26 protein-coding genes are annotated in these 26,605 nt (G+C 69.7%); 17 read left to right on the top strand and 9 right to left on the bottom strand.

Translation table 11 applies throughout. The features are described from left to right. Positions 1-42 precede the first annotated feature (42 nt). Positions 43-1,077, bottom strand: coding sequence for a pseudouridine synthase (locus tag KTN05_RS10270; protein ID WP_217329313.1), 1,035 nt, complete (start codon positions 1,075-1,077; stop codon positions 43-45). Between KTN05_RS10270 and KTN05_RS10265 the strand changes: the two genes are divergently transcribed. Then, positions 1,076-1,381 (top strand): DUF6476 family protein, encoded by a 306-nt coding sequence (locus tag KTN05_RS10265; RefSeq protein ID WP_217329312.1) that lies wholly within the window; start codon positions 1,076-1,078, stop codon positions 1,379-1,381. The genes KTN05_RS10270 and KTN05_RS10265 overlap by 2 nt on opposite strands. A 3-nt stretch (positions 1,382-1,384) precedes the next feature. Here the strand turns inward: KTN05_RS10265 and KTN05_RS10260 are convergent, their stop codons facing one another. Next, on the bottom strand, positions 1,385-1,651 hold the full coding sequence (locus KTN05_RS10260) for an accessory factor UbiK family protein (RefSeq protein WP_217329311.1): 267 nt from the start codon (positions 1,649-1,651) through the stop codon (positions 1,385-1,387). A 139-nt stretch (positions 1,652-1,790) separates the two neighbouring features. On the opposite strand from KTN05_RS10260, the gene lgt reads away from it, so the two are divergent. The 3 genes from lgt to pgeF are packed head-to-tail and all read left to right on the top strand — an operon-like array spanning position 1,791 to position 4,493. Continuing rightward, complete coding sequence (gene lgt, locus KTN05_RS10255) at positions 1,791-2,675, top strand: prolipoprotein diacylglyceryl transferase (protein ID WP_217329310.1); 885 nt, start codon at positions 1,791-1,793, stop codon at positions 2,673-2,675. After that, positions 2,672-3,745 carry a class I SAM-dependent methyltransferase gene (locus KTN05_RS10250; RefSeq protein WP_217329309.1) on the top strand — a complete coding sequence of 358 codons (1,074 nt, stop codon included), beginning with the start codon at positions 2,672-2,674 and terminating at the stop codon, positions 3,743-3,745. Before lgt ends, KTN05_RS10250 begins: the two co-directional genes overlap by 4 nt. Then, positions 3,729-4,493 carry a peptidoglycan editing factor PgeF gene (gene pgeF / locus KTN05_RS10245; RefSeq protein ID WP_217329308.1) on the top strand — a complete coding sequence of 255 codons (765 nt, stop codon included), beginning with the start codon at positions 3,729-3,731 and terminating at the stop codon, positions 4,491-4,493. Before KTN05_RS10250 ends, pgeF begins: the two co-directional genes overlap by 17 nt. A 3-nt stretch (positions 4,494-4,496) precedes the next feature. Here the strand turns inward: pgeF and KTN05_RS10240 are convergent, their stop codons facing one another. Further along, on the bottom strand, positions 4,497-4,997 hold the full coding sequence (locus KTN05_RS10240; RefSeq protein ID WP_217329307.1) for an Lrp/AsnC family transcriptional regulator: 501 nt from the start codon (positions 4,995-4,997) through the stop codon (positions 4,497-4,499). Between the two features lie 146 nt (positions 4,998-5,143). Between KTN05_RS10240 and trxB the strand changes: the two genes are divergently transcribed. The 4 genes from trxB to KTN05_RS10220 all read left to right on the top strand — a co-directional run bounded on the left by trxB (position 5,144) and on the right by KTN05_RS10220 (position 9,802). Continuing rightward, positions 5,144-6,142 (top strand): thioredoxin-disulfide reductase, encoded by a 999-nt coding sequence (gene trxB / locus KTN05_RS10235; RefSeq protein WP_217329306.1) that lies wholly within the window; start codon positions 5,144-5,146, stop codon positions 6,140-6,142. Between the two features lie 150 nt (positions 6,143-6,292). Continuing rightward, positions 6,293-8,002, top strand: coding sequence for a bifunctional sulfate adenylyltransferase/adenylylsulfate kinase (locus KTN05_RS10230; protein ID WP_217329305.1), 1,710 nt, complete (start codon positions 6,293-6,295; stop codon positions 8,000-8,002). Positions 8,003-8,075: 73 nt separating this feature from the next. Then, complete coding sequence (locus KTN05_RS10225) at positions 8,076-8,858, top strand: hypothetical protein (RefSeq protein WP_217329304.1); 783 nt, start codon at positions 8,076-8,078, stop codon at positions 8,856-8,858. Beyond that, positions 8,855-9,802 (top strand): glycosyltransferase family 8 protein, encoded by a 948-nt coding sequence (locus KTN05_RS10220; protein WP_217329303.1) that lies wholly within the window; start codon positions 8,855-8,857, stop codon positions 9,800-9,802. The genes KTN05_RS10225 and KTN05_RS10220 overlap by 4 nt, the downstream gene beginning before the upstream one ends. Here KTN05_RS10220 and KTN05_RS10215 read toward each other — a convergent pair. Then, entirely contained in the window at positions 9,789-10,016 is a 228-nt protein-coding gene (locus KTN05_RS10215) for a DUF1150 domain-containing protein (protein ID WP_217329302.1), read from the bottom strand. The genes KTN05_RS10220 and KTN05_RS10215 overlap by 14 nt on opposite strands. 12 nt (positions 10,017-10,028) lie before the next feature. Beyond that, the gene (locus KTN05_RS10210; protein ID WP_217329301.1) at positions 10,029-10,454 is read right to left on the bottom strand and encodes an Hsp20 family protein; all 426 of its coding nucleotides are present in this window, start codon (positions 10,452-10,454) and stop codon (positions 10,029-10,031) included. 191 nt (positions 10,455-10,645) lie between these two features. On the opposite strand from KTN05_RS10210, the gene KTN05_RS10205 reads away from it, so the two are divergent. The 3 genes from KTN05_RS10205 (at position 10,646) to KTN05_RS10195 (ending at position 12,473) form a co-directional block, all read left to right on the top strand. Next, complete coding sequence (locus tag KTN05_RS10205) at positions 10,646-10,864, top strand: YdcH family protein (RefSeq protein WP_217329300.1); 219 nt, start codon at positions 10,646-10,648, stop codon at positions 10,862-10,864. A gap of 69 nt (positions 10,865-10,933) precedes the next feature. After that, complete coding sequence (gene purE / locus KTN05_RS10200) at positions 10,934-11,419, top strand: 5-(carboxyamino)imidazole ribonucleotide mutase (RefSeq protein ID WP_217329299.1); 486 nt, start codon at positions 10,934-10,936, stop codon at positions 11,417-11,419. Continuing rightward, a complete protein-coding gene (locus tag KTN05_RS10195; protein ID WP_217329298.1) occupies positions 11,412-12,473 on the top strand; it encodes a 5-(carboxyamino)imidazole ribonucleotide synthase in 1,062 nt (353 codons plus the stop codon). Before purE ends, KTN05_RS10195 begins: the two co-directional genes overlap by 8 nt. A 78-nt stretch (positions 12,474-12,551) precedes the next feature. Here KTN05_RS10195 and KTN05_RS10190 read toward each other — a convergent pair whose 3' ends face one another. Next, positions 12,552-13,754, bottom strand: a complete 1,203-nt coding sequence (locus KTN05_RS10190; RefSeq protein WP_217329297.1) for a dipeptidase — start codon at positions 13,752-13,754, stop codon at positions 12,552-12,554. Continuing rightward, positions 13,754-15,586 carry a M3 family oligoendopeptidase gene (locus KTN05_RS10185; RefSeq protein WP_217329296.1) on the bottom strand — a complete coding sequence of 611 codons (1,833 nt, stop codon included), beginning with the start codon at positions 15,584-15,586 and terminating at the stop codon, positions 13,754-13,756. Before KTN05_RS10185 ends, KTN05_RS10190 begins: the two co-directional genes overlap by 1 nt. A gap of 210 nt (positions 15,587-15,796) precedes the next feature. On the opposite strand from KTN05_RS10185, the gene KTN05_RS10180 reads away from it, so the two are divergent. Further along, positions 15,797-17,095 (top strand): O-acetylhomoserine aminocarboxypropyltransferase/cysteine synthase family protein, encoded by a 1,299-nt coding sequence (locus tag KTN05_RS10180; protein ID WP_217329295.1) that lies wholly within the window; start codon positions 15,797-15,799, stop codon positions 17,093-17,095. Between the two features lie 54 nt (positions 17,096-17,149). Here KTN05_RS10180 and KTN05_RS10175 read toward each other — a convergent pair whose 3' ends face one another. Further along, entirely contained in the window at positions 17,150-18,154 is a 1,005-nt protein-coding gene (locus tag KTN05_RS10175) for an SIMPL domain-containing protein (protein ID WP_217329294.1), read from the bottom strand. Positions 18,155-18,348: 194 nt separating this feature from the next. On the opposite strand from KTN05_RS10175, the gene KTN05_RS10170 reads away from it, so the two are divergent. Then, the gene (locus tag KTN05_RS10170) at positions 18,349-21,981 is read left to right on the top strand and encodes a hypothetical protein (RefSeq protein WP_217329293.1); all 3,633 of its coding nucleotides are present in this window, start codon (positions 18,349-18,351) and stop codon (positions 21,979-21,981) included. A gap of 8 nt (positions 21,982-21,989) precedes the next feature. On the opposite strand, the gene KTN05_RS10165 is transcribed toward KTN05_RS10170, so the two are convergent. After that, positions 21,990-22,619, bottom strand: coding sequence for a lytic transglycosylase (locus KTN05_RS10165; protein ID WP_217329292.1), 630 nt, complete (start codon positions 22,617-22,619; stop codon positions 21,990-21,992). Between the two features lie 144 nt (positions 22,620-22,763). On the opposite strand from KTN05_RS10165, the gene gatB reads away from it, so the two are divergent. The 4 genes from gatB to pdhA all read left to right on the top strand — a co-directional run bounded on the left by gatB (position 22,764) and on the right by pdhA (position 26,597). Then, positions 22,764-24,278: an Asp-tRNA(Asn)/Glu-tRNA(Gln) amidotransferase subunit GatB gene (gene gatB / locus KTN05_RS10160; protein ID WP_217329291.1), complete on the top strand. Its 1,515-nt coding sequence runs from the start codon at positions 22,764-22,766 to the stop codon at positions 24,276-24,278. Between the two features lie 79 nt (positions 24,279-24,357). Next, positions 24,358-24,942: a DUF4177 domain-containing protein gene (locus KTN05_RS18105; protein ID WP_254368115.1), complete on the top strand. Its 585-nt coding sequence runs from the start codon at positions 24,358-24,360 to the stop codon at positions 24,940-24,942. A gap of 254 nt (positions 24,943-25,196) precedes the next feature. Then, a complete protein-coding gene (locus KTN05_RS10150; RefSeq protein WP_217329290.1) occupies positions 25,197-25,493 on the top strand; it encodes a septum formation initiator family protein in 297 nt (98 codons plus the stop codon). 69 nt (positions 25,494-25,562) lie between these two features. Then, a complete protein-coding gene (pdhA, locus tag KTN05_RS10145; protein ID WP_217329289.1) occupies positions 25,563-26,597 on the top strand; it encodes a pyruvate dehydrogenase (acetyl-transferring) E1 component subunit alpha in 1,035 nt (344 codons plus the stop codon). Positions 26,598-26,605 lie beyond the last annotated feature (8 nt).

Here is a 26,605-nt window from a genome sequence, read left to right as displayed (position 1 = left end):
GGGCCGATGATATCCGTGTCGCTGGAAGGAAACGAACGCGGATCAGGGAACGGGGGTTCCGGCGCGCAGCTCCTCCAGCAGGGCGGTCATGTCATCGGGCAGGGGGCTTTCAAAGTCCAGCCAAATGCCCGTGACCGGGTGCGAAAAGCCCAGGAATGCCGCGTGAAGCGCCTGCCGGGGAAAGGCGAGGGCCGCCTGCGCCGCCGCCGGCCCCAGCGCACGGGCCGAGGCGCGGCGGGCGCCGCCATAGACGGGATCGCCGATCAGGCCCAGCCCGCAATGGCTCAGATGCACGCGGATCTGGTGGGTGCGGCCGGTTTCCAGCCGGCATTCGACCAGCATCGCGGCGGGCGGCGTGCCGAAGCGTTCCAGCATCCGGGCGCGGGTGACGGCGTGGCGGCCGCGATCGAAGCTGATCGCCTGCCGCTGCCGGTCGGTCGGATGGCGGCCCAGCCTGGTGGTGATGCGCAGCAGGCCGCCCGGCTCGAACGCGACGCCGGGCAGGCCGCGCAGGCGCGGATCGGCCGGGTCGATGGTGCCGTAAGCCAGCGCGAGATAGCGGCGGGCGGCGCTGTGATCCTCGAACTGGCGGGCGAGGGCCTGATGCGCGCGGTCGGATTTCGCCGCGACCAGCAGGCCCGAGGTGTCCTTGTCGATCCGGTGCACGATCCCCGGCCGCGCCTCGCCGCCGATCCCCGACAGGCTACCGGCGCAATGGGCCAGCAGCGCGTTGACCAGCGTGCCGGACGGGCTGCCGGGGGCAGGGTGGACGACCATGCCGGCGGGCTTGTCGATGACGATGATCTCGCCATCTTCATAGACGACGTTCAGCGGGATCTTTTCGGGCAGCGTTTCGACGGGGGTGGGCTCGCCCAGCTCGATGCGGTAGGTCTCGCCCGCGCTGACCTTCGCCTTGCCGTCGCGGACCGGGCCGGACGGGCCATGCACGGCGCCTTCCGCGATCAGCTTGGCAAGGCGCGAGCGCGACAGCGCCGCATCGTCTGGCGCAGCCGTCGCCAGCGCCTTATCAACGCGCTCGGGCGGGTTTTCGGGAATGGTCAGGAACAGGTCGGGCATGGGGCAGGACGATAGGCCGAACGACGAGCTGGCGAAAGTGCCGGAACTGCGCTGGCTGCAGATGCTGGTGACGGTGCTGGCGGGGACGATGGTGCTGGGGATCATCGCCGTGACGGCGATCCTGTGGCTGCGGCTGTCGGTGCCGCCGCTGCCGGCGCTGCCCGCGAACCTCGCGCTGCCGGAGGGGGCGGCGCCCGCCGCGGTGACCTTCGCCCGCGACTGGACGGTGGTGGTCACGGAAGCGGGCGAGATCCTGCTGTTTGCGCGCGACGGCTCGCTGCACCGGCAGGTGCCGGCGGAGTAGCCCTCAGCCGACCGTGGTGTCGTCTGCGGTCTTCCCGGCCCGCAGTTCCTCGATCATCGCGCGCAGCTCTGCATTCTCGGTCCGGGCCTTGATGGCCATCTCGCGCACCGCCTCGAACTCCTCGCGGGTGACGAAGTCGCGGTCGGCGAGCCAGCGGTCCACCCAGCCCTTGAGGGCGGTTTCGGCCTCGTCGCGGGCACCCTGCGCCACTCCGACCGCGTTGGTCATCAGGCGCGAGAGGTCGTCGAACATGCGGTTGGACTGCGTCATCGGAGTTCCTTGGGACTAGCGTTTGCCGCTTATATGGCAAGCGCAGGGCGCGGCTTCAATGAGGCGTGAGGCGCGGCGCGGTTGACTTGGCCAGCCCGCCCGTCCAAGCGTGGCCGCGCCGCAATAGCTCAGGGCAAGCATGATCCCGTTCCCCGACATCTCGCCCGACGTCTTTTCCATCACCATCGCCGGGCGCGACTTCGCGCTGCGCTGGTATGCGCTGGCCTATCTGGTCGGGCTGCTGCTGGGCTGGTGGATCATGATGCGGCTGATGAAGCGCCCCGCGTTGTGGGGCGGCGCCGCGCCGATGCACCCCGGACAGGTCGAGGAGCTGCTGACCTGGATCGTGGTCGGCGTCGTGCTGGGCGGGCGGCTGGGCTTCGTGCTGTTCTACGAGCCCGCCTACTACCTCGCCAACCCGACCGAGATCATCCGCGTCTGGCAGGGCGGCATGTCGTTTCACGGCGGCTTTCTGGGCGTGGTGCTGGCGGCGTGGATTTTCGCCCGCCGGAACGGCATTCCGCCGCTGCGGCTGGCGGACGCGCTGGCTGTGGCGACGCCGATCGGGCTGGGGCTGGGACGCATCGCCAATTTCATCAACGCCGAGCTGTGGGGCCGCCCGACCGACCTGCCGTGGGGCGTGATCTTCCCGGGCGAGGCCGCGCAGGCCTGCGCCACCGCCGCCATGCCCTGCGCCCGCCACCCGAGCCAGCTTTACGAGGCCGCGCTGGAAGGCGTGCTGCTGGCGCTGGTGCTGTTCTGGCTGGTCCGACGGGGCGGGCTGCGGCGGCCGGGGCTGGCGCTCGGCGTGTTCGTCGCGGGATACGGCCTCGCCCGCTTCATCGTCGAGTTCTTCCGCCAGGCCGACGCCCGCTTCATCACCCCCGACAACCCGCTGGGCCATGTGCTGGGCGGGCCGGTCCTTGGCGTGACGATGGGCCAGCTTCTGTCGCTGCCGATGGTGCTGATCGGGCTGGCCTTTATCATCCGCGCCCGCCGCCGACCCGAGGGGCCGCTGCCATGACCCCGCTCGGCCGCCTGATCGCCGCGCGGATCGCGCGCGAGGGGCCGATGCGGCTGGACGACTACATGCAGACCTGCCTGCTGCATCCGCAGCACGGCTATTACGCCACCCGCGATCCCTTCGGCGCGGCGGGGGACTTCACCACCGCGCCGGAAATCAGCCAGATGTTCGGCGAGCTTGCGGGCCTCGCGCTGGCGCAGGCGTGGATGGATCAGGGCAGCCCCGCGCCCTTCACGCTGGCAGAGATCGGGCCGGGCCGGGGCACGCTGATGGCCGACATGCGCCGCGCGATGCGGGTGGTGCCCGGCATGGGCGATGCAGCGCAGGTGGCGCTGGTCGAGGCCTCGCCCCATCTGCGGCAGGTGCAGACCGAGAAACTTGGCGCCGTCACCCATCTGGACCGCGCGGACGATTTGCCAGAAGCGCCGCTGTTCCTGATCGCGAACGAGTTCTTCGACGCCCTGCCGATCCGTCAGTTCCTGCGCGTCGAGGGCGGCTGGGCCGAGCGGATGGTGACGCAGGCGGATGGCGTGCTGTCCTTCGCGCTGGCCCCGCCGATGCCGCTTCCCCGGCAGGGCGCATTGGGCGAAGTGTTCGAGGATCGCCCCGCCGCGCCCGCCGTCGCGGCGCAGGTGGCGCGGCGTATCGTGGCGCATGGCGGCGTTGCGATCTCCATCGATTACGGCACATGGGAGGGGCGCGGCGACAGCCTGCAGGCGCTGCGCGGGCATGAATACGACAACCCGCTGGCCCATCCGGGCGAGGCGGACCTGACCTCGCATGTCGATTTCGCCCCGCTCGCGGCGGCGGCGCTGGCCGAAGGGGCGGCGGTGTCCGCCCCCGTGCCGCAGGGGGACTGGCTGCTTTCGCTGGGGATCGCGGCGCGGGCCGAGCGGCTGGCAGCGGCGGGGGACGCGGGCGCGGCGGCGGCGCTTCACCGCTTGACCGACCCGGCCGCAATGGGACAGTTGTTCAAGGCGATGGCGATCTGGCCGCGCCAAGCCCCGCCGCCGCCGGGCTTCGCGCCCCTGAGGGATGTTGCACCGAGGAATCATGCACACGACGCTTGAAATCCTGACCCATCCTGCGCTGGGCGCGGTGCGCCACGGCTTCTTCACCCGCAAGGGCGGGGCGTCCTCGGGGCTGTTCGCGGGGCTGAACTGCGGGCGGGGCTCGTCGGACCAGCAGGACGCGGTGAACGTCAACCGCGCCCGCGTCGCCGAGGCGATGGGGGTTCCGGCCGGCCGGCTCGCGACCGTTCATCAGGTCCATTCCGCCGATGTGGCGACAGTGACGGACGCCGACACGCCCGAGGCGCTCGCCGCGACCCGCGCCGACGCGCTGGTCACGGCGATGCCGGGCATCGCGCTTGCGGTGCTGACCGCCGACTGCCAGCCGGTGCTGCTGGCCGACCCGCAGGCCGGCGTCATCGGCGCGGCCCACGCGGGATGGAAGGGGGCGCTGGACGGCATCCTCGACGCCACCGTCGATGCGATGCGGGCGCTTGGCGCCAGAGAGATCACCGCCGTGATCGGCCCGACGATCAGCCAGCGCGCCTATGAGGTCGGCGAGGATTTCATGGACCGCTTCCTGATCGAGGACCCGGCCTATGGCCGCTTCTTCTCGGGCGGGCCGAACGGGCGGCCGATGTTCGACCTGCCGGGCTTCGGCCTCGCGCGGCTGCGCGATCTGGGGGTCGAGGCGGAGTGGTCGGGGCACTGCACCTATTCCGACCCGGACCGCTTCTTCAGCTATCGCCGCAGCACCCATCTGCGCGAGGTGGATTACGGCCGCCTGATCTCGGCCATCGCGCTTTAGCCATCAGGCGCTGGCCTTCGCCCGCGCCTCGACGATGTCGAACGGCACCCCCGGCTCGTCCTTGGCGCCCCGGATCACGAGGCTGGTCTTGACGCTGGCGACGTTGGGGGCGGCGGTCAGTTCCTCGGTCAGGAATTTCTGGAAGGTCGAGAGGTCGGGCGAGACGCATTTCAGCATGAAATCCACCTCGCCGTTCAGCATGTGGCATTCGCGGACCAGCGGCCAGCTGCGGGCCTTGTTCTCGAAGGCCGACAGGTCCCGCTCGGACTGGCTGTGCAGGCGCACCATCGCGAAGACCTGCACCTCGAATCCCAGCGTGCGGGGGTCGATGTCGGCGTAATAGCCGCGGATGTAGCCGTGCTCCTCCAGCGTGCGGACGCGGCGCAGGCAGGGCGGGGCCGAGATGCCGACCCGCCGCGCCAGTTCGACATTCGTCATCCGGCCGTCGGCTTGCAGTTCGGCCAGGATCTTCCGGTCGATCTCATCCAGCTTGGCACCCGCCATATGTCCTCCGGCCGTTCAAAACTTGCCGGAAGCTACCCGCCGCGCATCGAATGCGCAATAATATTTCGCAGGTGGGCGCTGCATTGCGCGCGGCGGCCGGGGCGCATACCTGACGCAGAACACCCATCCGACGCAAGAGGCCGCCGATGTCCGATCCCGCACCCCGTCATGTCCGCCTGCTCATCATTGGCTCGGGGCCGGCAGGCTATACTGCCGCCGTCTATGGCGCGCGGGCGATGCTGCAGCCGGTGCTGATCCAGGGGATGCAGCCGGGCGGGCAGCTGACCATCACCTCGGACATCGAGAACTGGCCCGGCGACACCGCCGTCGGCGGCCCGGCCCTGATGCAGCGGATGGAGGATCACGCCCGCGAGATGGGAACCGAGATCGTCACCGACATCGTGACGAAGCTCGACCTGCAGCAACGCCCGTTCACCGCCGAATGCGACAGCGGCGCGCGCTGGACGGCCGAGGCGGTGATCCTGGCCACCGGCGCGCAGGCCCGCTGGCTGGGTCTGCCGAGCGAGGAGCGGTTCCAGGGCTTCGGCGTCAGCGCCTGCGCGACTTGCGACGGGTTCTTCTATCGCGGCCGCGAGGTGATCGTCGTCGGCGGCGGTAACACCGCCGTGGAAGAGGCGCTGTTCCTTACCAACTTCGCCACCAAGGTCACGCTGGTCCACCGCCGCGACAGCCTGCGGGCCGAGCGGATCATGCAGGACCGCCTGTTCAAGAACCCCCGGATCGAGGTCGTCTGGAACCACGAGATCGACGAGGTGCTGGGCAGCGACACGCCGCTGGGCGTGACCGGGGCGCGGCTGCGCTCGACCGTTGACGGAAGCTTGCGCGAGTTGAAAGCCGACGGCGTCTTCATCGCCATCGGCCACAGCCCCGCCTCGGAACTGGTCAAGGGGCAGTTGCCGCTGCGCGATGGCGGCTATGTGCAGGTCGAGCCGGGCACCACCCGCACCGCCATTCCGGGCGTCTTCGCGGCGGGCGATCTGACCGACGACGTCTATCGCCAGGCGGTCACCAGCGCCGGGATGGGCTGCATGGCGGCGCTGGACGCCGAGCAATGGCTCGCGTCGCAGGGCGAGGCCCAGGCCGGCCCCGACGCGCCGAGCATGGCCGAGATCGTGGCGGGCTGACGCCGCTGGCGCCCTTGCGCCACACCTTCGCCGCAAGGCTGGCGGATATTCCCGGTGAGGTTGCGCCCCCCAGCCTCGGGGCGTAAGGGGCGGGCACCCTGCGCGACCATCCCCCGGAAGGCGCCACCCATAGCGAGTGAAGTGCAACAGATGCCGCAGTCGAACCTTGCCCCGATCCCGGAACTCTACGTCAACGCCGATTCGGCGCAGAAGCTGAAGGTGGCGGCCGGCGACATGCCGTCCTGGGACCTGACCCAGCGCCAGACCTGCGATCTGGAACTGCTGATGAACGGCGGCTTCCATCCGCTGAAGGGCTTCCTGACCGAGGCCGACTACGACAGCGTCGTGGACAACATGCACACGACCTCGGGCGATCTGTGGCCGATGCCGGTGACGCTGGATGTCAGCGAGGCATTCGCGGACGGGATCGAGCCCGGCACCGACATCGCGCTGCGCGACCAGGAAGGGGTGATCCTCGCGATCATGTCCGTCACCGACAAATGGACCCCGAACAAGAGCCGCGAGGCCGAAGGGGTGTTCGGCGCCGATGACGTGGCGCATCCGGCGGTGAACTATCTGCACAACGTCGCCGGTCCCGTCTATCTGGGCGGTCCGATCACCGGCATCCAAGCCCCCACGCATTACGACTTCAAGGGCCGCCGCGACACGCCCAACGAACTGCGCGCCCATTTCCGCAAGCTCGGCTGGCGCCGCATCGTGGCGTTCCAGACCCGCAACCCGCTGCACCGGGCCCATCAGGAACTGACCTTCCGCGCTGCGCGCGAGGCGCAGGCCAACCTGCTGATCCACCCGGTCGTCGGCATGACCAAGCCGGGCGACGTGGACCATTTCACCCGCGTGCGCTGCTACGAGGCGGTGCTGGACAAGTATCCGGCCGCGACCACGCATCTGTCGCTGCTGAACCTCGCCATGCGCATGGGCGGCCCGCGCGAGGCGGTGTGGCACGGCATCATCCGCCGCAACCACGGGCTGACCCACATGATCGTCGGCCGCGACCATGCCGGTCCGGGCAAGAACAGCCAGGGCAAGGATTTCTACGGCCCCTATGACGCGCAGGAGCTGTTCCGCAAGCATCAGGACGAGATCGGCGTGGAAATGGTCGATTTCAAGCAGATGGTCTATGTGCAGGAACGCGCGCAATACGAGCCGCGCGACGAGGTCGAGGAAGGCGTGACGATCCTCGACATCTCGGGCACCGAACTGCGCCGCCGCCTGCGCGAAGGGCTGGAGATCCCCGAGTGGTTCAGCTTCCCCGAGGTGGTCAAGCAGCTTCGCCGCACCTCGCCGCCCCGCGACAAGCAGGGCTTCACGGTGTTCTTCACCGGGCTGTCCGGCTCGGGCAAGTCCACCGTCGGCAACGCGCTGATGGTCAAGCTGATGGAGATGGGCGGCCGCCCGGTCACGCTGCTCGACGGCGACGTGGTCCGCAAGCACCTGTCGTCCGAGCTCGGCTTCAGCAAGGAGCACCGCGACATCAACATCAAGCGCATCGGCTATGTCGCGTCCGAGATCACCAAGAACGGCGGCATCGCCATCTGCGCCCCGATCGCGCCCTATACGGCCACCCGCCGCGCCGTGCGCGAGATGGTCGAGCAATACGGCGCCTTCTGCGAGGTCCACGTCGCGACCCCGCTGGAGGAATGCGAGCGCCGCGACCGCAAGGGCCTCTACAAGCTGGCGCGCGAGGGCAAGATCAAGGAGTTCACCGGCATCTCGGACCCCTACGAGGAGCCGCAGGCGCCCGAGCTTCGCGTCGATACCAGCGACATCGACGTGGACAATGCCGCCCATCAGGTGCTGCTGAAGCTGGAGCAGATGGGGCTCGTCGGGCTGAAGTGAGCCCCGCCGTCCCCCGTTGACACCGCCGCGTCCCCCGGACAAACCGGGGGACGCTTTCATTCCAGGGCTGCCCATGACCGACCCCGTCCTGATCCTCACGATGAAGTGGGGCACGCTTTATGGGGCGCGGGACGTGAACAACCTCGCGCGCGGCGTACGGCGGCATCTGAAGCGGCCGCATCGCTTCATCTGCTTCACGGATGGTTCCTCCGGGCTGGACCCCGAGATAGAGGCGCTGCCGCTGCCCGAACTCGGCCTGCCGCCGGGCAGTGGCGACACGCGCTGGCGCAAGCTCGCGCTGTTCCGCGCCGATCTGGGTGGGCTGTCCGGCACTGCGCTGTTTCTCGACCTCGACCTTGTGATCACAGGCGGTCTGGACGCCTTCTTCGATCATCCGGGCGATGTCTGCATCATCCGTGACGACGATCTGTTCCGCCCCAAGCCCCTGCGCCGCATCAATCCAAAGCGTGACCGCTTCCTGCACATGGTCGGGAACACGTCGGTCTTCCGCCTCCGCATCGGCAGTCATCCCGAGGTGCTGGAGCGTTACCTTGCCGATCCCAAGGGCGCGGCGGAACGGTATGAGCATGAGCAGCAGATGGTCAGCGATATCCTGAACGCACAGGGGTCGCTGAGCTACTGGCCGCCCGGCTGGTGCGTCAGCTTCAAGAATGATTGCGTGGGGCGCGGCCTCGCCAGCTACCTGCGCGACCCCGCCTGTCCCCCGGATGCGCGAATCGTCCTGTTTGCGGGCAGTCCGAAGATGGCGGACGTGCTGGCCGGAAAAGGGGGGCGCTGGTATCGGCGCGTTGGCGATATCGGCTGGCTGAAAGCCGCATGGGAGGGCCGACCATGACCCTCCACATCGTCACCGGCGCGGACGACAACTATGCGCCGGGCGTGCTGGTGCTGATCGCCTCGGCCGCGTGGCACAACCCCGGCGCGCGTTTTTCCGTGCTGGATATGGGTATTTCGCCCGGAAATCGAGGGCGGATCGACGGGCTGGGCCCCGCCCTTGGTGTGCCGGTCGCCCGTATCGAGATCGGAGCGGACCATTTCGCCTCGATTCCGGTGACGCGGGCGCATCTGACCCGCAGCACCTATCTGCGGCTGTTGATCCCCGACCTGATGCCGGACGAGGACCGCGTCGTCTATATGGACTGCGACATGGCGGTGACGGACAGGCTGGACGTGCTGGCCGGGATGCCGCTGGGGGACAACATCATCGCCGCCGTGGCGGACCCGAGCCCGGATGCCCGCGAACTGGCTGCGACGGGGATCGCTCGCGGCGACTACGTAAATGCCGGGCTTCTGGTGATGAACCTTCCGCTGTGGCGACGCGAGCAGACGGCGGTCGCCTGCATCGAGCGTCTGTCCGACCCCGCCCGCCCGCTCCTCTACGAAGACCAGTCGGCGCTGAACATCGTCGCGCGGGGGCGCATCCTCATGCTTGATCCTGCCTGCAACGTGTTCACCGATCCGGCGGCGTGGACGTCAGAGACGCTCCCGCAGCGGCTGGCTGTGGCGCATTACGTAGTGAACCAGAAGCCGTGGCGGGCGCGGCCCCACATGGGCGGGATCTGGCGCTTCCATGCGGACCGCATCGCCGCTTTCATGCCGCCGCTGCCGCCGCTGTCATGGAAAGCGAGGTTGTCGGCGCTGAACCGGAACCGCCGGGTGGCGATAGGCCTGCTCATGGGACGAAAGAAATACCGCGACCAGGTGGCGGTCGCGGCATTGATGCAGAGCCGGTTCGTCGCGCCTTATCTGGAGGCGCAGGCAAAGGTCAGTGCACGCTGACCGGCTCCAACTCGTTCTGCCGCGCCAGCACGAAGGCCAGGTTGCGGTCGCGCACCAGCGCCAGCCGCTGGCCATCGACGCCGTGCACGGCATAGAGCGAATCCAGCTCCGGCACCTGCTCGCGAACTTCGTCGGGCAACTCGTCCAGATCGACGCGGCGCACATAGACGATGTTGCCGTCGCTCATCTGCGGAAACTCATGTTTCATGTTCATTGCGATCCCCTTTCAATTGCGGCTGATCGGTATGGTTTTCACGATGCTGTCGGGCGCACGGCGGCGCAGGTCCACATGCAGCAGGCCGTTTTCAAGCGCCGCGCCCTCGACCTCGATCCCCTCCGCCAGCACGAAGCTGCGCTGGAAGGCGCGCGAGGCGATGCCGCGATGCAGGAATACCCGCTCCTCCGCCGCCTCGGCCTGCCGGCCGCGGATGACGAGCTGCCGATCCTCGATGGTGATCGACAGATCGGCCTCGGCGAACCCGGCGACGGCCAGGGTGATGCGGAACCCGTCGGGCCCCAGATGGTCGGGGGCCAGATGCTCGATGTTGTAGGGCGGATAACCTTCAGCCCCTTTCGCGGCGCGTTCGGCCAGCCGTTCCAGCTGGTCGAACCCCAGCAGATAGGGGTGAGTTCCAAGTCCCGTCTTCGACATCTGACAAGCCCTCTGCACAGGAAGCGACTTCATCGTGCCGGGCCCCAGCTGCGGCGACCCGGTCCCAGCGATATGGGATTGCCATGCGCGCGGCGCAAGGGAGCCAAGATTTCGTTCACGTTTTCCGCAAAGCGGATGTAGGATGCGAGCGCCCACCCACCCGACAGCCCGGCAGGAACAGCGGACCCAAGATGAACGCGCATTACGAGATGTCGCATGAGGAAATCCTCCGCACCCGACTGTCCGCCCTCAAGCGCGAGCATCGCGAACTGGACGAGGCGATCGCGAAGATGGCCTCGGATGGGGTGGTCTGCCAGATGACGCTGGGCCGGATGAAGAAGCAGAAGCTGGCGCTCAAGGACCAGATCGCCCGGCTGGAAGACGAGCTGACGCCCGACATCATCGCGTGATTGCGCGGCCCCGATTGCGCGCCCGCCGCGCGTCGGTATTATGCCGGCTTTCCTCAACGGGGGGCAGGGATGACGGTTCCCGTCGGCATCATCATGGGCAGCCAGTCCGACTGGGCCACCATGCGCGAGGCGGCGCAGGTTCTGGACGAGCTTGGCGTAGCCCACGAGGCGCGGATCGTCAGCGCCCACCGCACGCCGGACCGGCTGTGGACCTATGGGCGCGAGGCGGCCGGGCGCGGCCTTCAGGTCATCATCGCGGGCGCGGGCGGGGCGGCGCATCTGCCGGGGATGATGGCGTCGAAGACCCGGATTCCAGTGATCGGCGTTCCGGTCCAGACCAAGGCGCTGTCCGGGGTCGATTCGCTCTATTCCATCGTGCAGATGCCCAAGGGCTACCCCGTCGCCACGATGGCCATCGGCGCTGCGGGAGCCGCCAATGCCGGGCTGATGGCGGCCGGAATTCTCGCGCTGAGCGATGCGGCGCTGGCGCGGCGGCTGGACGACTGGCGCGCGGCGCTGTCCGCCTCCATCCCCGAGGAGCCTTCCGATGACTGAACCCCTGAAGCCCGGCGCCACCATCGGCATCCTCGGCGGCGGCCAGCTCGGCCGGATGCTGTCCGTCGCGGCAAGCCGGATGGGCTACCGCACCCACATCTTTGAACCCGGCGCCGCCCCCGCCGCCGACGTGGCGCACCGGCTGACGAACGCGCCGTATGAGGACGAGACCGCGCTCCGCGACTTCGCCGCCTCTGTCGATGTCGTCACCTACGAATTCGAGAACGTCCCCGCCGCCTCGCTGGACGTGATCGAGAGCATCGTCCCGATCCGCCCGAACCGCCGCGCACTGGCGGTGAGCCAGGACCGGCTGGACGAGAAGGACTTCCTGACCGGCCTCGGCCTGACCACCGCCCCCTATGCCCGCGTCGATTCCGCCGAGGAACTGGCGGCGGCCATGCAGGGGCAGGACCGCGCGATCCTCAAGACGCGCCGCCTCGGCTATGACGGCAAGGGACAGGTGCGGCTGTCGGCGGGCGACGACACCGCCGCCGCATGGGCGCAGGTGAACGCGCCCTCGGTGCTGGAAGGCTTCGTCGATTTCACCGCCGAAATCAGCGTCATTGTCGCACGCGGGCAGGACGGGTCGGTCGCCGCCTTCGACCCCGGCCTGAACGTCCACCGCGACGGTATCCTGCGCAACACCACCGTCCCCTGCGGCCTGCCGTCGCGGCTGATCCCCGACGCGGTGCTGACCGCCTCGCGCATCGTCTCGGCGCTGGACTACGTGGGCGTAGTGGGGGTCGAGCTGTTCGTCACCCCGCGCGGCCTGATCGTGAACGAGATCGCCCCGCGCGTCCACAACTCCGGCCACTGGACCCAGGCCGGCTGCGCCGTGGACCAGTTCGAGCAGCATGTCCGCGCCATCGCCGGCCTGCCCTTGGGCGACGGCAAGCGTTACGCGGATGTGGTGATGGAGAACCTGATCGGCGACGACATGGACCGCCTGCCGGAGTGGCTCGCGCAGCCCGACACGCAGGTCCACCTCTATGGCAAGGCCGAGGTGAAGCCGGGCCGCAAGATGGGCCACGTCAACCGTATCATCCGCCGCTGAGATCCGGCCAAAGGGCTTCTTTCTGGCCCAAATACCCATACGGCGGTTCAGCCCGGCGAAGCGTTGCCTTTTCAGCGCTCAGCCCAGCACCTCGCGCAGATAGCGCACCATGTTGCCGCCCATGACCTTGGCGATCTGCTCCTCGCTCAAGCCTTCGTCCATCAGCGCCTGCGTCAGCGCCGGCAGACCCGCCGCGTCGAAGGGGGTGCCGACCGAGCCATCCCAGTCCGACCCGAGCGCGACCGCGTCCTCGCCCAGCAGGTCGATCGCCGCCACGATCGTGCGGGCGATGCCTGCGGGGGAGTCGTCGCAGGTGACTTCCTCCCAGAAGCCGATGCCGACGATGCCGCCCTGCGCCGCGATCCGGCGCAACAGCCCGTCGGGCAGGTTGCGGTGGTTGTCGCAGGTGCTGCGGATGCCGGTATGGCTCAGCAGCGGGTGCGCGCCGGGGATCGCCAGCACGTCCGTGACCATCTGCGGCGACGCATGGGCGAGGTCGATCACCATATTCCGGGCGATCATCTCCTGCACCACCTCGCGGCCGAAGCCGGTCAGCCCCGCCCCGCTCTGCCCGTGCAGCGAGCCGCCGAGTTCGTTGTCGAAGAAATGCGTCAGCCCGATCAACCGGAATCCCGCGCCCTCCATCACGGTCAGGTTGGCGATCTCGCCTTCCAGCGGATGCGCGCCCTCCAAGCCTAGGATGCCTCCGATCACGCGGCTGCCCGCCGCCCGCTCGTCCAGCAGCGCGTCGAGCTCGGCGCGGTCGTGGATCACGCGAAGCTGCTCGGGGTTCTCCTCGGCCAGACTGTTCAGGCGGGCGGCCTGATCCAGCGCCCGCTCCTTCAGGCTGAACCACGTCTGCACGGGCCGAAGCTGACCGATCACCAGCGGGGTGATGTTGTCGCTTTCGGCAGTGTTCTCGTCGTAGTTCTGGCCGCTCGGGCTTTTCGTGACCGTGGTGAAGACCTGCACGGCGACATTGCCCCGGTCCAGCCGGGGCAGGTCCACATGCCCTTCGGACCGCTCACGCGAGAGGTCGCGGTCCCACAGCAGCGGGTCGGCATGCAGGTCGCCGATCACCAGCCGGTCATGCAGCGCCTGCGCCTCGGCCGAGACAGGCCACGGCTCGTCGGCCGTGACCGGGTTCAGCTGTCCCGCGACGATCCGCGGCCCGAACAGCGCCACCGCGAGCCCGGCCACAGCGACCAGCCCCAGCAGCGTCAGGACCGCCCGCCGCAGCCTGCGCGGGCGGCGGCGGCCGAACGGGTCGCGGCGGGCCATCAGCCCTCCATCCGCTCAAGCTCGTCGATGAAGCCCTCGATCATCGACAGGCCCTTGTCCCAGAAGGCCGGATCGGCCGCGTTCAGGCCGAAGGGGGCCAGCAGTTCCGAATGGTGTTTCGAGCCGCCGGCGCGGAGCATGTCGAAGTATTTCTCCTGGAAGCCCTGCGGCTGGTCTTCGTAGGCGGCATAGAGCGCGTTCACCAGCCCGTCGCCGAAGGCATAGGCATAGACGTAGAAGGGCGAGTGCACGAAATGCGGCACATAGGTCCAGAAGGTCTCATAGCCGGGCATGTAGTCGAAGGCGTCGCCCAGCGATTCATGCTGGACCTGCATCCAGATCGCGTTGATGTCGTCGGGGGTCAGTTCCCCTTCGGCGCGGGCCGCGTGCAGGCGGCATTCGAAGTCGTAGAAGGCGATCTGCCGGACAACGGTATTGATCATGTCCTCGACCTTGCCGGCCAGCAGCGCCTTGCGCTGTGCCGGATCGGCCGTCTTCGCCAGCAGCGCGCGGAAGGTCAGCATCTCGCCGAACACGCTCGCCGTTTCCGCCAGCGTCAGCGGGGTCGAGGCCAGCAGTTCCCCCTGATCCGCCGCGAGGCACTGGTGGACGCCGTGGCCAAGCTCATGCGCCAGCGTCATCACGTCGCGCGGCTTGCCGAGGTAGTTGAGCATCACATAGGGATGCACCGTCGTCACCGTCGGATGCGCAAACGCGCCCGGCGCCTTGCCCGGTTTCACCCCCGCGTCGATCCAGCCCTTGTCGAAGAACGGCTCGGCCAGTTCCGCCAGCTTCGGATCGAACCCGGCATAGGCGTCAAGCACCATCGCCTTCGCCTCGTCCCAGCCGATCGTCCGCGGGGTTTCGGTGGGCAGCGGCGCGTTGCGGTCCCAGACCTGCAGCTTGTCGAGCCCGAGCCACTTCGCCTTGAGCCGGTAATAACGGTGCGAGAGGCGCGGATAGGCGGCGACCACGGCATCGCGCAGGGCCTGCACGACCTCGGGCTCGACATGGTTCGACAGGTGCCGCCCGGTCTGCGGCGTCGGCATCTTGCGCCACTTGTCCTCGACCGCCTTTTCCTTGGCGAGGGTGTTGTGGATGCGCGCGAACAGCTTGACGTTGTCGCCGAACACCTGCGCCAGCGCCTTCGCCCCGGCCTCGCGCTTCGTGCGGTCGTGATCGGTCAACAGGTTCAGCGTCGCTTCCAGCCCCAGTTCCTCGCCGTCCACGTCGAAGGTCAGGGCGGCGGTGGTTTCGTCGAACAGCCGGTTCCAGGCAGCGGCGCCGACGACCGAGTTGTCGTGCAGGAACCGCTCCAGCTCGTCGGAAAGCTGATAGGGGCGCAGGGCGCGTATCCGGTCGAAGACGGGCTTGTAGCGGGCAGGGCCGTCCGGGGCGGTGAACTGGCGCTGGTAAATCTCATCCGGGATGCGGTTGAATTCGAGGCTGAAGAAGACCAGCGGCGTGGTGATGTCGGTGACCTTCGCCTGCAAATCGCCGAGGGCCTTGGCGCGGCCTGCGTCCGTGGTGTTCTGGTAGTAGCGCAGCCCGGCATAGGACATCAGCCGGCCGCCGATGATGTCAAGCCTCTGGTAACGCTCGACCGCTTCCAGCATCTCGGCCGGAGCAAGTTCGGCCAGCCGCCCCTCGTAATCGGCGGCGAAGCTGGCGGCGCCGGCTTCCAGATCGGCCAGATCGCGGGCGAATTCCGGGGCGTCGGGCGCGGGGTAGAGATCGGTCAGGTTCCACTCCGGCAGGTCGCCGAGCGGCGCGGCTCCGGTGGCATGGCCCGCAGCGGGGCGTTCGGCGTCGCGGAGTGGCTCGCGGTTCATCGGCGGTTCCTTTCGGCTGGCAATATGGGGCAACATCTGACGTCTCGCACCGGGCTGTTCAAGGCGGCGGCGGAAAACGGCCCTGGCGAAAACGGCCAGCGCGGACGATCTTCCGCTGTCGCGGCGGGGCGGCGGCGGTTCGTCCCCGGCGATTGCGCGCGGCGGGTTGCCGCCCTAGCCTCCCGCCCAACTGATTCAAGGGGATGAGACATGAGCGAACAAGATCACGCCGCGCAGCAGGGCTTCGACACGCTGGCGGTCCATGCCGGGGCCAAACCGGACCCGGCAACGGGCGCGCGGCAGGTGCCGATCTATCAGACCACCGCCTACCAGTTCCGCGACGCCGAACACGCGGCCAAGCTGTTCGGGTTGCAGGAAGTGGGTTACATCTATTCCCGCCTGACCAACCCCACGGTTTCCGCGCTGGCCGACCGGATCACCGCGCTGGAAGGCGGCGCGGGGTCGGTCTGCTGCTCGTCGGGTCACGCCGCGCAGATCCTCGCGCTGCTGCCGCTGATGGGGCCGGGGCTGAACATCGTCGCCTCGACCCGGCTTTACGGCGGCACGGTCACGCAGTTCAGCCAGACCATCCGCCGCTTCGGGTGGAGCGCCAAGTTCGCCGATCTGGACGACGAGGCCGCCTTGCGCGCCGCCATCGACAAGGACACGCGGGCGATCTTCGTCGAGTCGATCTCGAACCCCGGCGGTTATCTGACCGACATCCCGGCGATCGCGAAGATCGCGGACGAGGCGGGGATTCCGCTGATCGTCGACAACACGCTGGCGTCGCCCTATCTGTGCCGCCCCATCGAGCAGGGCGCGACGTTGGTCGTCCACAGCATGACGAAATACCTGACCGGCAACGGGACCGTGACCGGCGGCGTGGTGGTCGACAGCGGCAAGTTCGACTGGTCGGCGTCCGACAAGTTCCCGTCGCTCTCGCAGCCGGAGCCCGCCTATCACGGCATGAAGTTCCACGAGACCTTCGGCCCGGCGGCCTTCACCTTCTTCGGCATCGCCATCGGCCTGCGCGATCTGGGGATGACGCTGAACCCGCAGGCGGCGCATTACACGCTGATGGGGATCGAGACGCTGGGCCTTCGGATGCCGCGCCATGTCGAGAACGCGAAGACGGTGGCCGAGCATCTGTCGCGGCACGACCGCATCGCCTCGGTCAGCTATGCTGGCCTCGCGGACAGCCCGCAGCGCGAGCGGGCGCAGCGGCTCTATCCCAAGGGGGCGGGGGCGCTGTTCAATATCCAGCTGAAGGGCGGCTATGACGCCTGCGTGCGGTTCATCAACGCCCTGAAGCTGTTCAGCCATGTGGCGAACCTCGGCGATGCGCGGTCGCTGGCGATCCACTCGGCCTCGACCACGCACAGCCAGCTGAGCGAGTCGCAGCAGATCGCCGCAGGGGCCGGGCCGGACCTGGTGCGGCTGTCGATCGGGATCGAGGACGCCGCCGACATCATCGCGGATCTGGATCAGGCGCTGGCCGCCGCCGGTTGATCCGGGGGATCGCAGGGTCAGGGGCGCCGATTGCGGCGCCCCTTTCCGTTGCAGTCAGTTCGCGGCGGCGGGCGGCGTAGCCTCGGCCGGAGCGTCGGGTGCCGGTGCGGCAGTCGCCTCGTCCGCCGCCGGCGGGGTGGTCGCGGCATCGTCGGCCGGAGTTGCTGGCGAGGGGGCCGGGGCAGGGGCGGCCGGTGCCGCGCCTTGCGATGGCCCGCCGTCGCTCATTCCGCCGTGATGACCCGGCATGCCGTGGCCGTGCATCGGACCGTGCCCGCAATGACCCATCGTTCCCGGCGCGGCATCGCCGACCAGCTCATAGGTCGTCCCGACCTGGGCGGTGACGCTCAACTCTCCCGCTGCGATGGGGGTCGGGGCGGCCGCGCTGTCCTGCATCGCCATCCGCATCACGGGAACGGGCCCCGAGCGGCCGCCGCCGTCGCTCAGCGACACCAGCCTGCCCAGCCGCAGCCCGGCCGCGTCGGCCAGCACCTCGGCGCGATGGCGCGCGGACTCGACCGCCTTGCGCCGGGCCTCGTCCTCGGTCCCCTGCAGGTCGTCCCGGCCGAAGCCGATGCCCTGCACCTCGTTCGCGCCCGCGCTCACCAGACGGTCCAGCACCGCGCCGAGGCCGGTCAGGTCGCGCACCGTCACGGTCACGATGTTCTGCGCCTGATAGCCGGTGACGACCGGCGGCCGTCCGTCCTGCGAATAGTCATGCACCGGCGACAGGTTCAGGTTCGAGGTCTGGATGTCCCGGTCCTCGACCCCCTGCAAGCGCAGCGCGTCGATCACCGCCTGCTGGCGGGTGGCGTTGTCAGCCATCGCCTGCGCGGCGGTGGGCGCCTGCACCGTCACCCCGACGCTGACCGTCGCCATGTCGGGCTGCACCTGGGCGGTGCCCTCGCCCTGCGTGGTCAGCGTCGCCGCCGCGCCCTGCGGCCCGCAGGCGGAATGAGCCTCGGCCGCTAAAGGCGCCAGCGCCAGCAGCGCGATCAGGGGCAGCAGCCCGCCTTTGAGGGCGGCGGCGCGGCGGGGATGAAGGGGCAGGGGCAGCATGATCACCTCAAGTTTGCTTTTCCGTCAGGCGGCAGGATTGCGCTGCCGGAGAACGCAAGGAAGCGGGGAATGGACCGCTCACGATATGGTGTTTCGCTTTCCACAGCCCGTGATGTGCGGTAATTGTGGAAATGAGCAGCAAACGGATCGCACCGCGTGACAATGACGGGCGGCCATAACGAAAAGCACCGGCCATGACCATGCAAGCAGCGCCCGAGTTCGCCCTGTCCTTCAGCTCCGACGCCGTTCACCTGCTGGAACGCATCGCGCCAGCGGGAAGTTCGGCGCCTTGGCGCGAACGGGGCCGCGCCCTTTTCGACGCCGCCGATTTCCGGGTGCAGATCGCCCGGCTGCGCGAGGCCGCGCGCCGCCCGGACGGTTCGGCCGCGGCCGTGGCGCTGGTGATCCCGGACGATCAGATCCTTTATACCTCGCTGCCCGTCGGGGCGGCTTCGGGCACCGATCTTGCGGATGACAGCGGCGCGGTGGGACGGGCGCTGGACGGGCTGACGCCCTATGCCGTGGACGAGCTTGCCTGGGACTGGCGCAGCGACGGCCCGGAAGGCGTGCGCGTCGCCGCCGTGGCCCGCCAGACCCTGCGCGAGGCCGAGGGGTTCGCCCGCCGCTACGGCTTCGCCCCCGGCGGCTTCGTGGCCGACCCGCCCGCCGGCATCTATCCCGGCGCGCCGCGCTTTGCGATGCGCGAGGGCGGGGCGGAGACTGCCGTCGCGGCGAGGGAGGCCGCTGGCGTCGTTGCCGATCCGAAGCAGACTGCCAGCGAGGCGGGTGGCTCCCCCGTGCAGGCCGGGCCATCCCTTGCGCCGGATAGCGCGGCGGAGGTCAAGGCAGCGGAGCGAACGGCGGACGAGCCGCTGAACACCGCGCCGGACGCGGTGGAGCCGGCCGTCACGCCCGAGGCCCCTGAAGCGGCAGAGGGCGCGATGGAAGGCGTTGCGGCGGAAAGCGGCGCGCAGGACGACAAGACGCCGGAGGACTCTGGCGCGGTTGAAAACGAGGCTCAGGACGCATCCCCCGACAGCGGTGCAGAGGGCGGCCAGAACCTTGCCGACGTGAGCGAGGACGCTTCCTCGGATGACAGCGCCGCCACGGACGGCACCACCTCTCCCGCTGCTTCAGGTGCGGCTACCGCGATGATGACCGGGCTCTCGGCGACCGGAGCGCCGGTGCCGATCGTCACTCCCACAGCGCCCGAGCGGGCGACCCCCGCCGCCGCTCCAGCGGCAGGCGTGGTCCCGGCGGCGCCGCGCAGCGCCGATGGGTCCGATGTTGCGCCGACCCCTCCGGCTGCGGAGGGCGACTCTGATCACCCTCACGACGCCATGACCGACCTGCCTGCGGATTCTCCGCCTTCCGCATCGATACCTTCCGCATCGACGCCTTCGGTAATGACGCCTGCCGCGCCGAGGCCTGCCGCGTCGGGTCCCGCCGCATCGGCACCTGCCGCCTCGGCACCGCCGGCTCCGTCCTCCGCCCGGCCCGTCAAGCCGATCCCGGTTCGCGCCCAGGCGATCCATGCACGTGCCGCGCAGGCGCGAGCCGAGCGGCCGGACGATCCGCGCCCCGTTCCCGCCCGCAAGCCGGGCGAGCGGGGGAGCGTCGGCGGCCTCCTTTTGATGCTGGGGGCGCTGATCGTGGCGCTGGCGCTGATCTGGGGCTTCTCGACCTCGGCCCCGCCGCAGGTGCAGACTGCGCCCGAACTCGCCGAAACTCCGACGCCGCCGCCCGCGGCGGAGACGGTCACGCCGGAGCCCACCGCTCCCGCGCCGCCGCCCGTTGCCGCCGCGCCTGCCCCGGCAACTCCGCCGGCTGCCTCGGGTCCAGCCGTGCCCACGCCGGAAGCCCCAGCGCCGCTGCCGGTCACGCCCGCACCGGCAACCGTAAGCCCCGCGCAACTTCCTGCCGCCGCGACTCCGGCCGCTCAATATCCGGTGCCGGAGCCCGCGCCGGCGACAAGCGCCGACACGCCCGAACCCGGAGCCGCGCCGGTCGAGGCACCCTCTGCCGCGACGGTCTCGACCCGGATCGTGCCCTTGCAGACGCCCTCTGCCGAAACGCCGCTTGAACAGGCCGCGCCGTCCGAGGCCGCTCCCGTGCCGAGCGCCCAAGCAGAACCCGCGGCTGCAGCGCCGTCCACCGCTCCGGCAGACCCGACCGCTGCCGCGCAGGCCAGCGGCGCGGCCGAGCCGGCGACGCAGACGGAAGCGGAGCCTGCCGCAGCCGCGCCGCAGAGCGCCACCGCCGAGCAGCCGGGCGCCGACACTGCGCCGGCGGTCGATCGCTCCGGCATCGAGGCCGCCATTGCCGAAGCCACGGGCGAGGCGCCCGCACCGGTGCCCGCCCCGGCGGCGAGTTCCACTGACCGGCCCGCCCCGGCGCGTCCCGCGACCTCGACCGCAGACACGCCGCCGGCCGGCGCGGCGACCACCAGCGGCTCGGCGCCGAGTGCCTCCGACCGGCCGGCGACACGGCCCGCGCGCCGCGCTGCCCCGGCCGCCGCAGCCGCGCCGGCCAGCCAGGCGGGCGCCGCCCCGCGTGCGGCCGCCCCGTCGCCGGCCCCCGCGCCGCCACCCCGCGCGGCCATCCCGGCTCCGCGCGAATCGGCCGCTCCCGCGCCGCAGCGCTCCAGCGCGCCGCCGCCGCCGCGACCCCCCGCGCGGCAGGAGACGGCGCCCGCCGCAGCGCCAGCCGCACCGACGGCCGCACCGACGGCCGAGCCGGCCGCTTCTTCGCGCCCGGCCCGCAGGCCCCCGTCTGCTTCGCTGGCGGTGCCGCGGGTGCAGGTGATCCGGCTGGCCGCGAACACCGGCCTGCCAACGGCTCATTGGCCGCAGGCCGAACGCCTCGCCCGCGCGGACCTGCCGCGCTACGCTGAAATGCGTCCAGCGCGACGGCCCGAGACGCGCGGCGATGCCTCGCGGTCCGCGATCGATGCGGCCGTGCAGCAGGCGGCTGCCCCGGCAAGCGCCGCGTCGGCCCGGCCGCCGGGCGACAAGCCCGCGTCGAAGTCCGCCGCCTCAAGATCCGCGATCGATGCCGCCGTGGCGTCTGCCAGCGCCTCGACGGCGATGGCGTTCAACGGGCGTCCCGCGCAGCGGCCGGGCCGTCCCTCCAGCTCTGACAACGCGGCTGTGGAAAGTGCCGTCGCGGCAGCGGTGGCGAGCGGTTCCGCCTCGACATCAGCGGGGATCACGCTGGCGGCGCTGGCCAGTTCGCCCTCGCCGCGCGCGCGGCCGAAATCGCTTGAGCAGTCCTCATCGACGCAGCCGGACGCTCCGGCTGCGGCCCCCGCCGCCGCGCCGCAAAGCGCGCCGGCCCCGGATGCCGCGGCGGTTGCCCGGCAGCAGGCGATGGACGCGCAGCTTCAGGCGCAGGCCGAGGCCCGCGCCAGCGCCCAGGCCGCTGCCGACGCCGAGCGTGACCGGCAGGCCCGCGCCGCCGCCGAGGCCCGCGCCCGCGCCCAGGCCGAGGCCGAGGAGCGCGCCGCCATCGCCGCCACCGGCCGCTACACCCCGCCCGAGGCGGATGACGAGCCAGAGGCGGCAACCACCGCGCGCACGCCGCAATCGACGGCGGTGACGAAAGGCGCCACGGTCGGCGGGCTGGACATGGCGAAGACGCAGGTGATCGGCGTGGTCGGGGCAGGCAAGGCCAGCCGCGGCCTGATCCGCCTGCGCAGCGGCAAGGTCGTCACCGTCCGGCTTGGCGACCGGATCGACGGCGGCACCATCAACTCAATCGGCAAGGGGCAGATCAGCTACGTCAAGGCGGGGCGGCAGTATGACCTGCCGATCCTCGGCGGGCGCTGAGCCAAGGCTCAGCGGCAGTAATCCTGCCGCCGCGTCCACTCGGCCAGTTCCGTGCGGTCCGAGCGCGAGCGCAGCGCCAGCATGTCGCGCGCGGCGCCGCGCCAGCCGCGCGGTCCTTCGGCCCCGATGGCCCCGTCGCGGGTGATGCTGCGGGCCATGATCCGCACCCCGCATTGCAGGTTGGCGCGGGGGTCGAGCAGCCCGGCTGCGCAGCCATTCTCACGCGCGGCCTCGGCGGCGATGGCCAGCAGCCCGACCTCATCGCCCTTGCGCGCGCCGGGGTTCCTGCCGGTTTCCTGTCCGGCCAGCTTCGACAGGAACCCGGCCCAGAAGGCCGCCCGCGACTCGGGCGTCTGGCGGGCATAGGCGGGGCAGTATTCCAGCACGTCGGCCGGCATGGCGGACATCAGCGTCACGCCCTCCGCCTCCAGCGCGTCCAGCAGCGCCGCGGTCCATTCGCCGGACTGGTCCTGCCCGTCCCAGGCCATCGCGGGGGCATTGGCACCCCACAGGCGCGCGGCGAGGCCGGTGCGTTCCTGCGGCGCCATCGTCGGTGCGGTGACGGCGCTGCGCACCGCTGGCGTGTCGCAGGCAGCCAGCGCCAGGGCGGCGGCAAAGGCGGCAACCAACTGGCGCATCTGGCTAATTCTCCCTCGATCCCGGTTTCGACATAGCAAGCCGCGTGGCCCGAGGTGAAGCAACGATTGCGCGAGGCGGCCTTCGCCGCTTGCCCAAACCGGGGCGGGGCCGTAGAAAACCGCGATCCCACCCCGGAGGCAAAGATGCTGGACCACCTCACCTATACCGCGCCCGAACCCAAGGTCATCGCCGGGGCCAGGGGCGACTGGGAACTGGTCATCGGGCTGGAGGTCCACGCGCAGGTCGCCTCGAACGCCAAGCTGTTCTCGGGTGCGTCAACGACCTTCGGGGCCGAGCCGAACAGCAATGTCAGCTTCGTGGACGCGGCGATGCCGGGGATGCTGCCGGTCATCAACGAATTCTGCGTCGAGCAGGCGGTCCGCACCGGGCTGGGGCTGAAGGCCGACATCAACCTGTTCAGCGCCTTCGACCGCAAGAACTATTTCTACCCGGACCTGCCGCAGGGCTACCAGATCAGCCAGCTCTACCACCCCATCGTGGGCGAGGGCGAGGTGTTCGTGGACATGGCCCCCGGCGTCGCCCGCCGCGTTCGGATCGAGCGCATCCATCTGGAGCAGGACGCCGGCAAGTCGATCCACGACATGGACCCGGCGCTGTCCTTCGTGGACCTGAACCGCACCGGCGTCGCCCTGATGGAGATCGTCAGCCGCCCCGACATCCGCGGCCCCGAGGAGGCGGCGGCCTATGTCGCGAAGCTGCGCCAGATCATGCGCTATCTGGGCACCTGCGACGGCAACATGCAGAACGGGAACCTGCGCGCCGACGTGAACGTGTCGGTCTGCAAACCGGGCGATTACGAGCGCTTCCGCGAGACGGGCGATTTCTCGGTCCTCGGCACCCGCTGCGAGATCAAGAACATGAACTCGATGCGCTTCATCCAGGCGGCTATCGAATACGAGGCGCGGCGCCAGATCGCCATCATCGAGGACGGCGGCAAGATCGTGCAGGAAACCCGCCTCTACGATCCCGACAAGGGCGAGACGCGCTCGATGCGGTCCAAGGAAGAGGCGCACGACTACCGCTATTTCCCCGATCCCGACCTGCTGCCGCTGGAGATCGAGCAGGCGTGGGTGGACGACATCGCCGGGTCCATGCCGGAACTGCCGGACGAGAAGAAGGCGCGGTTCGTCAAGGAACTCGGCCTCTCGGAATACGATGCGGGCGTGCTGACGGCCGAGGTCGAGAACGCCGATTTCTTCGAGGCCGTGGCCGAGGGCCGCGACGGCAAGCAGGCCGCGAACTGGGTCATCAACGAACTGTTCGGGCGGCTGAACAAGGAAGGGCTGACGATTGCCGACAGCCCGGTTTCCGCAGCCCAGCTTGGCGGCGTGCTGGACCTGATCGGCTCGGGCGAGATTTCCGGCAAGATGGCCAAGGACCTGTTCGAGATCGTCTGGACCGAAGGCGGTGACCCGGCGGAAATCGCGCAGGCGCGCGGGATGAAGCAGGTCACCGACCTTGGCGCGATCGAGGCGGCGGTGGACGGGATCATCGCCGCGAACCCCGCGCAGGTGGAAAAGGCCAGGGCGAATCCCAAGCTCGCCGGCTGGTTCACCGGGCAGGTGCTGAAGGCCACGGGCGGCAAGGCCAACCCGGCGGCGGTCAACGAGATGGTGGCGAAGAAGCTGGGGCTGTGAGCGGCACATTCCGGTGCAACGATGGCCGGGGCCGCGGCGTTCGCCCCCAAGCCTGACAATATCGAGCGAAGGGGACAGCATGCAGACCCACGAATACACCGTCATCCCCGCCCCGAGCCGCGGCGAGAAGGCCAGGGGCGCGAAGACCGGGGCGGAACGCTTCTCCTACGCCTTGCTGCTGGAAATGAACCGGATGGCGGCGGATGGCTGGGAATATATCCGCGCCGAAACGCTCCCCTGCGAGGAGCGCAGCGGCCTGACCAGCCGCACGACGGTCTATCACAACGTGCTGGTCTTCCGCCGCGCGCTGCCGCGCGAATACCCCCGGCAATATGCGCCAGATCATGGGGCGGCGCTGGTCGCCGCACCCGCGGAGCCGAGCCGCGCGCCCGAGCCGCCCCCGACTTGGCCGGACGGTCCCGCGGGAAACCAGACCCCGGCCGGGCAGCCGGTTCCCGACCGGACCCATGTTCCCGAACGGGTCAGCGCCGACGATGACCACGCCGACCTGCTGGTGGATCATCAGGGCGATGACGCGGCGCAGGACGACGCGCCCGAACGCGACACCCGCCCCCATTTCGGCGAAGCGATGCCGCGCCCGCTGGGCGGCGCCACAACGCCCGAGAGCGATCCGCCCAATCGGCTGGGACCGGCCGAACGCTGAGGGGGGGCTGCGGCCCGCGCCCTGCGTTTTCCCGCAGAGAGGGTCGGCGCGCGTGCCATTCAGCGGGCGGGCGGAACCGACGTGGGTTCGAGGGAATGGCGGCAGGCGATAGACCCGGCGTAAGCACGTCCGCCGGACGGCCCTGAACCGCCCCCGCGATCCGTCCGCCATCGCCCCAAGGGCAGGTCAGGGATTCCCCTGGCCGCCGCCGCGTGGCAAGATGGCCGCCGACAACAGCTGCGCCGGACCCGACGATGAACCAGTCACGACTTTCGATCAGCGCGCTGGTCTTCTTTGCGCTGATGGTGCTGGCGGGGCTGTATTTCGCCATCGCGGCGGTTCAGGGCCCCTCGGGCATCCTGCGGCGGGTGCAGCTTGACGCCGAAACCGTGGAATTGCTGGCCGAGCGCGACCGCTTGCAGGCCGAGGTGGACCGGATGAAGAACCTCACCCACCGGCTTTCGGACGACTATCTCGACCTCGACCTGCTCGACGAGCGGGCGCGCGACGTGCTGGGTTATGCCCGTCCTGACGAGATCGTCATCCGCTGACTTGCGGCCTCCATTCTCTCGCGCTAGCGTTGGTTTAACGCTGAACTATCGCCAGCCGGAGGAGCCCGCATGGCCAGAAAGCCCGCCGCCGACACGACGGAAGCCTCGTCATCCGCTGCCTCGCCCAACATTCCGCGCGACGAACTGCTGAAGCTCTACCGGGACATGCTGCTGATTCGCCGATTCGAGGAGAAGGCCGGCCAGCTTTACGGCATGGGCCTGATCGGCGGTTTCTGCCATCTGTATATCGGGCAGGAAGCGGTCGTCGTCGGGCTGGAAGCCGCCGCCAAGGAAGGCGACAAGCGCATCACCAGCTACCGCGACCACGGCCACATGCTCGCCTCGGGGATGGAGGCGCGCGGCGTCATGGCCGAGCTGACCGGGCGCATCGACGGCTATTCCAAGGGCAAGGGCGGCTCGATGCACATGTTCAGCCGCGAGAAGCATTTCTACGGCGGCCACGGGATCGTCGGCGCGCAGGTGCCGATCGGCGCGGGGCTGGCCTTCGCCGACAAGTATCTGGGCAACGACAACGTCACCTTCACCTATTTCGGCGACGGCGCGGCCAACCAGGGGCAGATCTACGAGACCTACAACATGGCTCAGCTGTGGCAGCTGCCGGTCGTCTTCGTGATCGAGAACAACGGCTACGCGATGGGCACGAGCATCAAGCGCTCGACCAAATCGACGACGTTCTACGGCCGGGGCGAGGCGTTCGGCATTCCCGGCGAGCAGGTGGACGGCATGGATGTGCTGGCCGTGAAGGCGGCGGGCGAGAAGGCCGTCGCGCACTGCCGCGCGGGGAAGGGGCCCTATATCCTTGAGATGATGACCTACCGCTATCGCGGCCATTCCATGTCCGACCCCGCGAAATACCGCACCCGCGAGGAGGTGCAGAAGATGCGCGACGAGAAGGACGCGATCGAGCATGTGCGCCAGCTTCTGGTGTCCGGGGGCCACGCCTCGGACGACGATCTCAAGTCCATCGACAAGGAGATCAAGGACATCGTGAACGACTCGGCCGACTTCGCCCGCGAAAGCTCCGAACCGCCGCTGGAAGAGCTGTGGACGGACATCTACGCCGACGAAGACGTGAACGCCTGAGGGGGACG

Origin of the sequence: Paracoccus sp. Z118 (genome assembly GCF_019061185.1) — a bacterium.
Lineage (GTDB): Bacteria > Pseudomonadota > Alphaproteobacteria > Rhodobacterales > Rhodobacteraceae > Paracoccus.
Note: the sequence above shows the minus strand (reverse complement) of the source record. Positions and strands in the feature narration are given on the sequence as shown.